12 protein-coding genes and 2 riboswitches are annotated in these 12,735 nt (G+C 48.3%); of the genes, 10 read left to right on the top strand and 2 right to left on the bottom strand.

Annotated elements, in window-relative coordinates:
• Positions 1–557, bottom strand: a 557-nt coding sequence (locus Q7V21_RS15105; RefSeq protein WP_304918075.1) for a TonB-dependent receptor plug domain-containing protein, incomplete at its 3' end; no start/stop codon positions are given.
• A 60-nt stretch (positions 558–617) separates the two neighbouring features.
• Positions 618–813: riboswitch (cobalamin riboswitch) on the bottom strand.
• Between the two features lie 79 nt (positions 814–892).
• Positions 893–1,256, top strand: a riboswitch (cobalamin riboswitch).
• A gap of 54 nt (positions 1,257–1,310) precedes the next feature.
• On the opposite strand from Q7V21_RS15105, the gene Q7V21_RS15100 reads away from it, so the two are divergent.
• From Q7V21_RS15100 to cobO, 10 genes are read left to right on the top strand one after another with little or no spacing between them, the layout of a single operon-like run.
• The gene (locus Q7V21_RS15100) at positions 1,311–1,886 is read left to right on the top strand and encodes a hypothetical protein (protein ID WP_304918074.1); all 576 of its coding nucleotides are present in this window, start codon (positions 1,311–1,313) and stop codon (positions 1,884–1,886) included.
• Positions 1,886–3,178: a cobyrinate a,c-diamide synthase gene (locus Q7V21_RS15095; protein ID WP_304918073.1), complete on the top strand. Its 1,293-nt coding sequence runs from the start codon at positions 1,886–1,888 to the stop codon at positions 3,176–3,178. Before Q7V21_RS15100 ends, Q7V21_RS15095 begins: the two co-directional genes overlap by 1 nt.
• Positions 3,175–3,837: a 5,6-dimethylbenzimidazole synthase gene (gene bluB, locus Q7V21_RS15090; RefSeq protein ID WP_304918072.1), complete on the top strand. Its 663-nt coding sequence runs from the start codon at positions 3,175–3,177 to the stop codon at positions 3,835–3,837. The genes Q7V21_RS15095 and bluB overlap by 4 nt, the downstream gene beginning before the upstream one ends.
• Positions 3,834–4,742: an adenosylcobinamide-phosphate synthase CbiB gene (gene cbiB / locus Q7V21_RS15085; RefSeq protein ID WP_304918071.1), complete on the top strand. Its 909-nt coding sequence runs from the start codon at positions 3,834–3,836 to the stop codon at positions 4,740–4,742. Before bluB ends, cbiB begins: the two co-directional genes overlap by 4 nt.
• A complete protein-coding gene (cobD, locus tag Q7V21_RS15080) occupies positions 4,735–5,724 on the top strand; it encodes a threonine-phosphate decarboxylase CobD (protein ID WP_304918070.1) in 990 nt (329 codons plus the stop codon). The genes cbiB and cobD overlap by 8 nt, the downstream gene beginning before the upstream one ends.
• The gene (locus Q7V21_RS15075) at positions 5,721–7,187 is read left to right on the top strand and encodes a cobyric acid synthase (protein WP_304918069.1); all 1,467 of its coding nucleotides are present in this window, start codon (positions 5,721–5,723) and stop codon (positions 7,185–7,187) included. The genes cobD and Q7V21_RS15075 overlap by 4 nt, the downstream gene beginning before the upstream one ends.
• On the top strand, positions 7,180–7,698 hold the full coding sequence (gene cobU, locus Q7V21_RS15070) for a bifunctional adenosylcobinamide kinase/adenosylcobinamide-phosphate guanylyltransferase (protein WP_304918068.1): 519 nt from the start codon (positions 7,180–7,182) through the stop codon (positions 7,696–7,698). The genes Q7V21_RS15075 and cobU overlap by 8 nt, the downstream gene beginning before the upstream one ends.
• On the top strand, positions 7,699–8,757 hold the full coding sequence (gene cobT, locus Q7V21_RS15065) for a nicotinate-nucleotide--dimethylbenzimidazole phosphoribosyltransferase (protein ID WP_304918067.1): 1,059 nt from the start codon (positions 7,699–7,701) through the stop codon (positions 8,755–8,757). It begins immediately after the preceding gene.
• A complete protein-coding gene (locus Q7V21_RS15060) occupies positions 8,757–9,482 on the top strand; it encodes an adenosylcobinamide-GDP ribazoletransferase (RefSeq protein WP_304918066.1) in 726 nt (241 codons plus the stop codon). The genes cobT and Q7V21_RS15060 overlap by 1 nt, the downstream gene beginning before the upstream one ends.
• A 7-nt stretch (positions 9,483–9,489) precedes the next feature.
• Complete coding sequence (cobO, locus tag Q7V21_RS15055; RefSeq protein WP_304918065.1) at positions 9,490–10,098, top strand: cob(I)yrinic acid a,c-diamide adenosyltransferase; 609 nt, start codon at positions 9,490–9,492, stop codon at positions 10,096–10,098.
• A gap of 356 nt (positions 10,099–10,454) precedes the next feature.
• Here the strand turns inward: cobO and clpA are convergent, their stop codons facing one another.
• A complete protein-coding gene (gene clpA / locus Q7V21_RS15050; RefSeq protein WP_304918064.1) occupies positions 10,455–12,704 on the bottom strand; it encodes an ATP-dependent Clp protease ATP-binding subunit ClpA in 2,250 nt (749 codons plus the stop codon).
• Positions 12,705–12,735: the final 31 nt, after the last annotated feature.

Here is a 12,735-nt window from a genome sequence, read left to right as displayed (position 1 = left end):
CCACTGGCCTGTTTTGTATTATGACTGCCTATTCCCACAGAGGCGTATGGAGTTGGATCCTGGTTTTTCCCTTGTCGGGTAATAATATGAATAACACCCCCGATAGCTTCCGATCCATATAAACCTGAGCGAGGTCCGCGTACGATTTCTATACGTTCAATTTGATTTACTGGGAAGTCTTGAAAGGCTGCTGTTCCTGATGTTGCAGAATGCCATTTCACCCCGTCCACCAGCACTAAAACATGTCCTGCATTGGTGCCACGAAGATAAATACTGCTGGCTTTACCTAGCCCTCCGCTATTGGTCATATCAATGCCAGGAAACCGTGACAGCAAGGTTGGTAAATCATTGATTTGCAATCGATCAATATCCGCACGGGTAATAACAGTATTGGGTGCCAACGCATTTTCGGTGGGCATACGGTTTGCCGTAATGGTTATTGCATCAAGAGATTCCTGTTCAGCCAGAGCTGCCACAGAGAAGGTGGAAGTAGCCAGTGCAGCCAAAGTCAGCCGTGCACAAACACGCAAAGGCATGGCCTTTGTTGAAGATTTCATATTGTCTCCTAGGGATACGCTCACCCGCGATCCGGATTAATAAAGTCACACAACGCGATTCGGTTGTGATTAACTTCAGGCCGGTCTCCGGACTCACGTTGTGGCTTGCGCCAGTACATCCGCCTTCCCACGATTAATCGCAGTGGCTGATTGGATGTATTTTCAACGTTTACCGTTGCGGGGGCAGTGTTGGTTTTGCACCAACTTCCCGTTTAACTCTGATGGATATCAAAGCACCTGAAGAGGCGCGCATCTTAAATCTCTCTTGACTTATCGTCAAACCTGATAAGGGCAATAAATGATTTCCAAATTGACAATATAGCTTGCTAATCCTTATTCTGTCGGCAGTTTCAGGTGTCGCGAAAGTGATGAAACGGGAAGTCGGTGCAGCCACACATTGGATAAACCCGACACTGCCCCCGCAACGGTAAATGAGTTTATGCTGAACGTTTAAGCCACTGTCTTAGGGCTTGTTGCTCTTTCACAACCCGCAGGGCTGGGACTATTTTTCCGCCCTACGGCGTTGGAAATGACTTATGTAGAACAACTACATCGCATCATTTCCGCCTTGTTGGACGAAAAAATAGCCTCCAGCAGTGGTGGCTCTGAAAGATCAACAAGCCCTAGTACGGGAAGGTGTTCAGCGGGTGACAACGCCACTCATGAGTCCGGAGACCGGCCTGAAATGTACTTGCCTTGCGGCGAAAAAATGCAATTAACCATGTTGTGCGGGTGGGCACATCGGAGAACTCAATGTCGTTATTATCTCAACGTCAGCAACTGATCGTGGCTGCGCTTCTGGCTTTACTCATGGTGATGACTCGCGGTCATCATTTTGCCGATATCAATGTATTACCCAGCGCTTCCTGGGCGGTATTCATGCTGGCAGGCTTCTATCTGGCTTCTAAACTATGGTTTCCAGCGTTTTTGGCGCTTGCTGTTACGCTCGATTTGATGTCAGTTTACATAGGTGGTGCGAGTAACTTCTGTGTCTCCCCTGCCTACGGCTTTTTATTACCGGCTTACGGCAGCTTATGGCTGGCAGGTCGCTGGCTTCAATCCAAATACCAATTTAACTGGGCCGCTCTGTTTACGCTTGCACTGACAGTGGTGACCGTTACTGCAGTTGCCGGCCTGTTCAGCGGCGGTGGCTTTTACTGGTTCTCCGGTCGTTATACCGACCCGACTCTGGTAGAACATATGTCACGCTTTGTGCAGTCCTATCCAGGCAACCTGAGTAAATTGAGCTTTTACATTGCCGTTGCCGCGGTGATTCATATCAGCTTCCGTTTTGCTAATTTGAGCCAACGCAGCAACCAGCCACATTAATGTCGATGCAGTCGCATACCTGCGCTGCGCTGATAATTGCTGCACCCGCCTCGGGGCAAGGTAAAACCACTATTACCGCCACTTTGGCATGGCATTACCGGCGTCAGGGTAAACAGGTTCGGATATTCAAAGTGGGTCCAGATTTTCTGGACCCAATGATTCTGTCCTACGCCTCGGGTTTTCCGGTTTATCAAATTGATTTATGGATGGTTGGTGAAAACCACACCAGACAGTTGCTTACTGACGCCGCTGTACAGGCAGATATCATTCTGATTGAAGGCGTGATGGGCTTGTTTGATGGTGCGCCATCCACCGCCGATCTGGCAGCCATTTTGGATATTCCGGTCTTAGCCGTAATCGATGCCAGTGCCATGGCACAGACATTTGCTGCGCTGGCGTTTGGCCTGGCCAACTTTCGTCAGGATGTTCATCTGGCAGGCGTTCTGGCGAACCGTGTCGGCAGCAGCAGACATGCTGAAATGCTCACCGCTGATTTGCCTGTCAACCTGCCTTGCCTGGCAACCATGCCTCGTCAAACCGAGAGTCTGCCAAGCCGATATCTGGGTTTGGTTCAGGCAGATGAACTCCATGATTTAAGTCAACGGCTGGATAGCCTGGCCGATAGTCTGGTCACTAATCCTGATTTTGCTTTACCTCAATGCGAGATTCACATCGAGCCAGCTGAGGCTCTGCCATTACTGTTAAAAGGCATTCGGATTGGCGTGGCAAAGGATGCCGCATTTGCTTTTATCTATCAGGCCAATCTGGATTGTTTAACAGCGATGGGCGCTGAATTGGTGTTTTTTTCACCGTTAACTGATTCAACACTGCCTGATGTAGACAGCCTTTATCTACCCGGCGGCTATCCCGAATTACATCTGGAAACGCTCAGCCATAATCTGTCGATGCGTCAGGCGATCTGTGAGCACATTAGCGCTAACAAACCGGTTCTGGCTGAATGTGGCGGCATGCTTTATTTATGTAAATCATTGACCGATAAACATGGTCATCAAGCGGAAATGTGTGGTGTGCTCGATGCCACTGCCAAATTACAAGCCAGGCTGACCGCACTGGCGTTGCAAGAAGTCAGAATCGATGCACACACCCTGCGTGGCCACACTTATCATCATTCGTTATTGGAAAACCAGCCAGCAGCTGCCGCCTATAGTGAGTGTCCAAACAGCAATAAAGTCAGTGAAGCGGTGTTTCAACAACAACGGCTGACCGCCAGCTATATCCATTTTTATTTCCCATCCAGCCCAGCACTTATCGCCCAATGGTTTAAGCCATGAGCCTTGATAAATATCAGTTTAATAAACAGGATCGGGCAGCGGTGTACCGCGCCATTGGTGAAAGACGCGATATGCGGCATTTTATTGCTGATCCTATCGATCCAGATATGTTGCAACGGCTATTTCATGCGGCCTGGCAAGCACCCAGTGTCGGGCTGATGCAACCGTGGCGGATGATTCGTATTACTGATCAAAATCTACGGCACGCCATTTATCAACTGGTTGAACAAGAACGACTGGAAACGGCAAAAGCGTTGGGTGAACGCGAAACTGAATTTTTGCAGCTGAAAGTTGAAGGCATCAAGGACTGTGCCGAAGTGATTGTTATGTCACTGATGGATAAACGTGAATCGCATATTTTTGGCCGTCGTACGCTACCGGAAATGGATCTGGCCTCTGTGTCCTGTGCTATCCAAAATATGTGGCTGGCCGCACGCGCCGAGGGTTTAGGCATGGGCTGGGTATCCTTGTTTGATCCCAAACAATTAGCGGATTTACTGGCGATTCCTGATGGTGCCTGCCCGGTAGCCATTCTCTGCCTGGGCCATGTTGATAAATTTTATCAACAACCAATGCTGGAGCAAGAAAACTGGCGACAACGTCAGCCGTTGCATGAGCTGATATTTGAGAACCGTTGGGACGTCACAACCAAATCATGAGCTTTATTATCATGTTATCTGCGTTAATTCTGGACTGGCTGGTTGGTGAACCAAAACGCCTGCACCCATTGGTGGGCTTTGGTTTGCTTACAAATAAACTGGAATATCGGTTTAACCAGAGCAATCATCCTGTGTTCAGGCAATTTATTTTTGGTCTGCTGGCCATGTTGCTTTGCGTTGTTCCCTTTGCAGTTATTAGCTTTTTTATCAGCCAGATTGCTGTCTGGGGCACGGTATTTTCCATCGTGGTATTAACCTTGTGTCTTGGCCATCGTAGCCTGTTTGATCATGCGCGGCCTATTCTGCAAGCCATGCAGCAAGGTGATATTGAGCAGGCCAAAACCCTCACCAGCCGCATTGTCAGTCGTGATAAAGAGCATATTGATGTCAACAAAGCGACCATTGAATCAGTACTGGAAAATGGTAATGACGCGGTTTTTGGCACACTTTTCTGGTTTGCAATCGCCGGTGCTGCAGGTGCAGTTACCTATCGTTTGGTTAATACTTTGGATGCTATGTGGGGCTATCGGACACCGCGATTTTTCTACTTTGGCAAAGCAGCTGCCCGACTGGATGATGCTCTCAATTATGTTCCAGCCAGACTCACCGCGCTAAGCTATGCATTGCTGGGCAATAGCCGTAAAGCTTTGGCTTGTTGGCGACAGCAAGCCCCTTTATGGGACAGTCCAAATGCCGGACCGGTGATGGCTAGTGGTGCTGGAGCATTGAATGTACAACTTGGTGGGGCTGCCTGCTATCACGGTGAATGGCATCAACGTCCACAGCTTGGCACATCAAATCCGGCTGAAGCGATCGATATTCAACGTGCTTTAAGTTTAGTGTTTAAAAGTGTGCTGTTGTGGCTGACCGTTACAGGCATTATTACGGGAATCATTTATGCTTAATCATGGTGGTCGAATTCATGCCTATGCCAAACAATATGGCATCGCGACCAATGATTGGCTGGATCTCTCTACCGGCATAAATCCGCATGGCTGGCCGGTACCGGAGTTTATTCCGGCAGCACTGTGGGCCAGACTGCCTGAAAATGAAGATGATTTAGTTGCTAAGGCCATGGCTTATTATCAATGCCAGTCTATTCTGCCGGTTGCCGGCTCTCAGGCTGCCATACAGGCATTACCAAGCTTAAGATCTGCTTGTCGCGTCGCTATTGTCTCACCTGCCTATGAAGAGCATCGCCACTGTTGGCAACAGGCGGGCCACGAAGTCGTGGCACTGGAAAGCATTGAACTGGATCAACAGATCGAGCAGTTTGATGTGGTTATTGTCGTTAATCCCAATAATCCGACAGGAGAAACCTTCAGCTCAGACCGTTTATTGGACTGGCATAAGCGCTTGCAAACGCGTGGAGGCTGGTTGATTGTGGATGAGGCATTTATCGATATCACGCCAGATCAGAGCCTGGCACAGTTTCCGGTTCAGCCGGGATTAATCGTTTTACGTTCATTAGGAAAGTTTTTTGGTCTGGCCGGTTTGCGTGTCGGCTTTGTCATCACCCATCCCGAGTTATTATCCCTAATCGCTGAAAAACTCGGACCATGGCCCATTGCTTCAGCATCTCGATGGATTGCCAGTCAGGCGCTGGCCGATAAAAGCTGGCAGCAGCAATCACGCCAGTACCTGCCCCAAAATGCCCAACGCCTGGAAGAACTGCTGCGTACATATCAACTCCCCCCCACCGGTGGCGGTGCTTTATTTCAATGGGTTAAAACGGATAAGGCTTCGCAAATCCATCATCAGTTAGCTGAACAAGGCATCCTGTGCAGGTTATTTGATAAGCCATCCGCTATACGCTTCGGGCTGCCTGCTACTGAAGTCGACTGGTTACGACTGGAAACTGCTCTGCAACAGGTCATGCACTCATGATAGCTAAAACTCTGATGGTGCAAGGTACAACCTCTGATGCCGGCAAAAGCACCTTGGTCACAGCGCTTTGCCGTTGGCTGGTGAATCAGGATTATTCGGTTGTGCCTTTCAAACCGCAAAATATGGCCTTGAACAGTGCGGTCACGGCTGATGGTGGGGAGATTGGCCGTGCTCAGGCGGTACAGGCACAAGCCTGTCATCTGCCGCCACATATTGATATGAATCCGGTATTACTGAAACCCAACAGTGATACCGGCGCGCAGGTGATTATCCATGGCAAGGCTATCGCTAATATGGATGCGCGGTTTTATCACGACTATAAACAAACCGCGATGGCCGCGGTGCTGGAATCACATACTCGTCTGTCAAAACAATATGATGTGGTCATAGTGGAAGGTGCCGGTTCTCCGGCTGAGATCAATCTGCGGGATCGCGATATTGCTAATATGGGCTTTGCTGAAGCGGTGGATTGTCCGGTGATTTTGGTCGCCGATATCGATCGCGGTGGTGTATTTGCCCATTTGGTCGGCACGTTAGATCTGCTCTCAGCCTCTGAGCAGCAACGGGTTAAAGGCTTTGTAATTAACCGCTTTCGCGGTGATATCAGCCTGTTGCAGTCTGGTCTCGACTGGCTGGAGCAACGCACCGGTAAACCGGTATTGGGCGTTTTACCCTATCTGCATGGCCTGCATCTGGAGGCCGAGGATGCGATTAATACTACACAGGTGAAAAAAGCTGAAAATGTTTTAAACGTTATCGTGCCTGTGCTGCCACGTATCAGTAACCATACCGATCTGGATCCGTTGCGGTTGCACCCCCAAGTGAATTTGCAGTTTATTGGCCCGGATTCGCCAATTCCGCCGGCCGATCTGATTATTCTGCCGGGTAGCAAACATGTCAGTGCTGATCTGCTTTGGCTGGAAAAACAAGGCTGGCCAGAAGCAATTGCAAAACACCTGCGTTATGGCGGCAAGCTACTCGGTATCTGTGGCGGTTTTCAAATGCTGGGGCAACAGATTGACGATCCGCATGGCGTTGAAAGTGCGCCCGGCAGCTCGAAACAAGGATTGGGGTTACTGGATATGCACACTACCCTGCACTCTGAAAAACAACTGCGGCAGAATCAGGGGCAACTGCTATTAAATAATGCGCCCATCAGTGGCTATGAAATTCACGCAGGTGTCAGTGAAGGCAAAGCCTTATTGCGTCCGCTGCTACAGTTGTCACATGGCCTGGATGGGGCGATAAGTGACGACGGGCAGATTATCGGCACCTATCTGCACGGCTTGTTTGAACAACCACAGAGCTGCAATGCCTTGTTGCAATGGGCTGGGCTAAATCATGTCAGCAGCCCGGATTATCATGCCCAGCGTGAAGCAGATATCGAACGGCTGGCAGCAATGGTTGAACAACATATGGATACAACTGAGTTATTGAATATTTTAAAGGCAGACCATGGCTAAAACCCTGATCCTTGGCGGTGTAAAATCCGGAAAAAGCCGGTTGGCCGAACAACGTGCCATTCAAAGCGAATTAGCTGTTTGCTACATAGCCACGGCGCGCGCTGAGGACAAAGAAATGCAGCAACGCATCGCGGTTCACCAACAGCAGCGCCCTGCTCACTGGACCACTGTTGAAGTACCGCTGCATCTGGCCGCTGTCCTACAACAACAGGATGACGAGAATAAATGCATTTTGGTGGATTGTCTGACCTTATGGCTGACTAATTTGCTGCTCGCTGATGACGAAAGTTTATTAACTACTGAAATCCAAAAATTACTTGAAACTCTGCCAACTCTGCAGGCTGACATCATTCTGGTGAGTAATGAAACCAGTATGGGCATTGTGCCGATGGGCGAATTGACCCGCCGTTTTTGTGATGAAGCTGGCCGCCTGCATCAACAGCTCGCTGTGCTGATGGATAATGTCATCCTTACCGTGGCAGGTTTGCCGCACGCTTTGAAAGGAAACTGAATGATCGACTTCACCCAATGGTTAACATTACCTGCCAAAACGATTGACCAAAATGCTGCAGATGCAGCGTTAACTCGCCAAAGCCAGCTGACCAAACCGGCGGGCTCATTAGGTCAACTTGAACATTTGGCTGTGCAGCTTGCAGCCATGCAAGGCACGCCACCACAAGCCGATCATGTACATATCACCGTTTATGCCGCTGATCATGGTGTGATGGCAGAAAATATTTCGGCCTATCCACAATCGGTAACGTCCGCGATGATTCGTAACTTTGCCTCCGGTGGCGCAGCTATCAGCGTATTGGCCAAGCAGTTAACAGCGTCACTTGATGTGATCAATGTCGGCACTGTTACCGAGTTGGAAGCAATCAAAGGCGTGCAGGATCAACGCATTGCCAATGGCACGGCCAATTTTCATCAGCAAGCTGCAATGAGTGAGGCCGAATGCGAACAAGCCTTGCTTATTGGCCAACATAATGTGGAATGCTGTCTGCAGAACGGCACGCAGCTTTATATCGCCGGTGATATGGGCATTGGTAATACCACGGCAGCCAGTGCTATGGCCTGTGCATTATTGAATCTACCCGCAGAACAATTAGCCGGCCCCGGAACAGGTTTAAATGCTGAAGGTGTTTCACATAAAGCCAAAATCATCAGCGAAGCCTTGTTATTACATAAAGACCATTTGGATTCGCCCTTAAGCATATTGCGTTATCTGGGCGGTTTTGAAATTGCTGCAATGGTGGGCAGCTATCTGCACTGTGCCAAATTAGGTTTGCCGGTGATTATTGATGGATTTATCAGTAGCGTCGCCGCTTTATGTGCAGAACGGATTTGTCCGGGAAGCCAGGCGTGGTTTCTGTTCAGTCATCATAGCGCCGAACCAGGCCATGGCGTAGTCTTAAAAGCACTTGAAGCACAACCCTTGCTGAACTTTCAAATGCGGCTTGGCGAGGCCAGTGGCGCAGCGGTGGTGGTGCCGTTATTAAGAATGGCCTGTGCTCTGCACAATCAAATGGCCACTTTTGAAGAAGCCGCGATTGCCGGAGCGATCAGCTGATGTGGACACCGCTGCTGATAGCCATTCAGTTTCTGACTATTGTGCCGGTCAGATTGCAGGATACATTTTCAGAGCAAGATATTGGACGCTCACTACTATTTTATCCAGTGGTTGGCTTGCTGATCGGTATTGTTTTAAGCATTTTGGCATGGAGCCTTAGCTCTCAATCGCCTATGGTCACTGCCATTCTGGTATTAGCAGTCTGGGTAACCATCACTGGAGCCTTACACCTAGATGGCTTGGCTGACAGTGCTGATGCCTGGCTGGGCGGCATTGGTAATAAATCCAGAACCTTAAGCATTATGAAAGATCCGGCAGCAGGCCCGATTGCCGTTGCCACCCTTGTGTTGGTGTTGCTGCTGAAATTTGTCATGTTGACTGTTTTACTCACGCAGCAGAACTGGGCGGCATTAATCTGGTCTGTGATACTGGCTCGCACAGCTCTGCCATTATTGTTTTTGACTACTGATTATGTGCGCCCGCAGGGTCTTGGCAGTATTCTCAAACAACAACAGTCGGCAACGTATACCCGAAGGCTATTACTGGCAGTGAGCCTGATAGCATTCTTTAGCATTGGCTTATACGCCCTGCTGTTTGCCTTGGCCGTGTTTTTACTGCTGCGTTATATGATGGAGCGACGTTTAAACGGTTTTACCGGCGATACCGCAGGTGCAATGGTTGAACTGCTGGAAACCGTCTTGCTGATATTTTTTGTTTTATTTTAGGAAAGTTATGACTGATTCAGAGAAAAGCCAACGCCATAAAGATCGCATGCAGCGCCATAAAGAAGTCGTCGATCAGAAAATTCAGAAAGCCACCAGAGATAAAGGCCTGTTGTTGTGTATAACTGGTAACGGCAAAGGCAAAAGCTCATCCGGTTTTGGCATGATTGCCCGGGCATTAGGCCATGATATGAAGACTGGCATTGTGCAATTTATCAAAGGTGCAATGAGTACCGGTGAAGAAGCCTTTTATCGTCGCTTTCCAGAGCAGGTTAGTTATCACGTAGTCGGTGATGGTTTTACCTGGGACACCCAGAATCTGGAGCAGGACAAAGCCTCTGCTGAAGCCGGCTGGGAGATCGTGAAAACCATGTTACAGGACGATAGTATTAACGTAATTCTGCTGGATGAACTGAATATTGTCCTGAAAATGAAATATCTCGATGCCGACAAAGTGCTGGCCGATATCGCTGCACGTCCCGCGATGCAGCACGTCATTATCACCGGTCGCGGCGCACCCGATAGCGTGATCGAAGCCTCAGATACCGTCAGCCGGATTGACGATGTTAAACATGCGTTTCGCGATGGTATTCGCGCTCAGAAAGGTATTGAACTCTGAAGCATTTACAGTGGTTTTGGCGTGGATTTTGCTGTGTCATCAAACGGTAAAGTTACTCACAATTTCTGTGGATAACTCTGTGTTTAACTTTGGAGTTAGTCGCTAAGCTGTTCATATTTAAGGACTCTGCTCAAAATGGTTAAAAAACAATCAGATCGTTTTATTCGTTAAATTTCAACGAGTTACCAATAGAGCAAACAGAATCAGTTAGTTAGCGACATATGTTATATGTAGATGTGAAGAATTTGTGAAACAAGTGAATAACTTGCATGATTTAATTCACCAAATTTCCGGGATTCTCAAAATTCAGGCATAAAAAAACCCGGTAGCCGTAACTACTGGGCTTCATCGTGGTTTTAGACAGATGCTGTTTCTTTGACAATATCCAACACCAGCTCATCATTTTTCAGAATAACTCGCACATGACCACCGTCGCTTAACTGACCAAACAATAACTCATCAGCCAACGGACGTTTGATTTTTTCCTGTACCAGTCGTGCCATTGGTCTGGCTCCCATCTGTACATCGTAGCCATGCTCCGCCAGCCATTCACGCGCATCATTATCAATTTCAATGGTGACGTTTTTATCCTGCAATAACATCTCCAGTTCAAGCACCGCTTTATCTGCAACCCGCAGAATCGCTTCTTTGGTGAGTGGTTTGAATTGAATAATGCCATCCAGACGATTACGGAACTCTGGCGAGAAAGCACGTTTTAATGCTTCCGTACCATCCATATGATGTTCCTGCTTAGTAAAGCCAATCGAACTACGCCCCATTTCCTGAGCACCGGCATTACTGGTCATCACCAATACCACATGGCGGAAATCGGCTTTACGGCCGTTATTATCCGTTAAGGTTCCGTGATCCATGACCTGCAATAACAGGTTAAACACATCAGGATGGGCTTTTTCAATCTCGTCCAACAGCAATACCGCATGTGGTTGTTTGATAATCGCGTCGGTCAACAATCCGCCCTGATCAAAACCCACATAACCAGGAGGCGCACCAATCAGGCGAGACACCGTATGCGGTTCCATATATTCAGACATATCAAAGCGAATCAGTTCAACGCCAAGAATATGCGCTAACTGACGGGTGACTTCCGTTTTACCCACCCCAGTTGGTCCGGCAAACAGGAACGCACCGGTTGGTTTTTCAGGATGTCCTAAACCGGAACGAGCCATTTTAATGGCTGAGCTTAATGCCGAAATCGCATCATCCTGACCGAAAATAACGTGTTTCAGATTTGGCTCAAGATTACGCAGATTGTCTTTATCGGCATTACTGACCGTTTTGGCAGGAATGCGGGCAATCTTGGCGACGATCTGTTGTACATCACTGACACCAATCATTTTTTTGCGTTTGGACTTTGGCAAAATACGTTGCGCGGCACCAACTTCATCCAATACATCAATCGCTTTGTCCGGCAAATAACGGTCATTGATATGACGGGCAGCCAGTTCTGCAGCCTGTTCAATAGCTGCATTTGAATAACGCACATTGTGATGCAGCTCTAAACCTGGTTTGAGGCCTTTAAGAATTTCAATGGTTTCAGCCACTGATGGTTCAGGCACATCAATTTTCTGAAAACGACGTGCCAAAGCACGGTCATGTTCAAAAATATTGCGATATTCCTGATAAGTGGTAGAGCCAATGCACTTCAACTCACCATTAGCTAATAAAGGTTTCAGCAAGTTGGCTGCATCCATTGCACTGTTGCCGGCACTGCCAGCACCAATCATGGTATGGATTTCATCAATAAACAGAATGGCATGTTCCTGCTGTTTAATTTCACGCAGCAGACCTTTCAGTCGTTTTTCAAAATCACCACGATATTTGGTTCCGGCGACCAGTGCGCCCATATCCAAAGAATAAACAACCGAGTGTTCCAGCACTTCAGGTACTTCACCATCGACAATACGTTTGGCAAGACCTTCCGCCAATGCAGTTTTACCGACACCAGCTTCACCGACAAATAATGGATTGTTTTTACGGCGGCGGCATAACACCTGCAAAGTCCGTTCAATCTCATTGGCACGGCCGATTAACGGATCAATACGACCCAATTTGGCTTCAGCATTAAGGTTTGTAGCGTATAACGCCAACGGGCTTTTACTTTCTGAATTGCCGTCTTCAACTTCAATCTTTTCACTTTTAGTTTCTTCGGCCAGGTTCTCAATGCTGCCATGACTGATGGCATTGACCACATCGAGTCGACTGACATCCTGCTTCTGCAATAAATAAACCGCTTGAGATTGCTGCTCGGAGAAAATTGAAACCAGCACGTTGGCTCCGGTCACTTCTTCGCCACCAGAAGATTGTACGTGCATTACTGCCCGTTGCAGAATCCGTTGGAAAGCCAGAGTTGGCTGAGTTTCACGATCACTGTCTTCAGCCAAGGTTGGCAGGTTATCAGCGAGAAAATCGGTCAGGTCCTGACGCAAGGCGTTGATATCCACCTCACAGGCCTTGAGCACCGCCAGCGCCTGTCCATTTTCCAACAGGGCTAACAATAAATGTTCAACAGTCAGAAATTCATGGGATCTTTGTCGAGCATAGTTGAATGCCTGACTCAGCGTGTGTTCAAGTTCTTTACTCAGCATATTGCTATCCGCCTATTGTCGTTGCAGCCAT

The sequence above is a fragment of the Methylophaga sp. genome, assembly GCF_030651745.1.
Note: the sequence above shows the minus strand (reverse complement) of the source record. Positions and strands in the feature narration are given on the sequence as shown.

Coding starts and splice junctions, on each gene's coding strand:
- Q7V21_RS15100 (WP_304918074.1), top strand. CDS start 1,311: ATGTCGTTATTATCTCAACGTCAGCAACTGATCGTGGCTGCGCTTCTG.
- Q7V21_RS15095 (WP_304918073.1), top strand. CDS start 1,886: ATGTCGATGCAGTCGCATACCTGCGCTGCGCTGATAATTGCTGCACCC.
- bluB (WP_304918072.1), top strand. CDS start 3,175: ATGAGCCTTGATAAATATCAGTTTAATAAACAGGATCGGGCAGCGGTG.
- cbiB (WP_304918071.1), top strand. CDS start 3,834: ATGAGCTTTATTATCATGTTATCTGCGTTAATTCTGGACTGGCTGGTT.
- cobD (WP_304918070.1), top strand. CDS start 4,735: ATGCTTAATCATGGTGGTCGAATTCATGCCTATGCCAAACAATATGGC.
- Q7V21_RS15075 (WP_304918069.1), top strand. CDS start 5,721: ATGATAGCTAAAACTCTGATGGTGCAAGGTACAACCTCTGATGCCGGC.
- cobU (WP_304918068.1), top strand. CDS start 7,180: ATGGCTAAAACCCTGATCCTTGGCGGTGTAAAATCCGGAAAAAGCCGG.
- cobT (WP_304918067.1), top strand. CDS start 7,699: ATGATCGACTTCACCCAATGGTTAACATTACCTGCCAAAACGATTGAC.
- Q7V21_RS15060 (WP_304918066.1), top strand. CDS start 8,757: ATGTGGACACCGCTGCTGATAGCCATTCAGTTTCTGACTATTGTGCCG.
- cobO (WP_304918065.1), top strand. CDS start 9,490: ATGACTGATTCAGAGAAAAGCCAACGCCATAAAGATCGCATGCAGCGC.
- clpA (WP_304918064.1), bottom strand. CDS start 12,704: ATGCTGAGTAAAGAACTTGAACACACGCTGAGTCAGGCATTCAACTAT.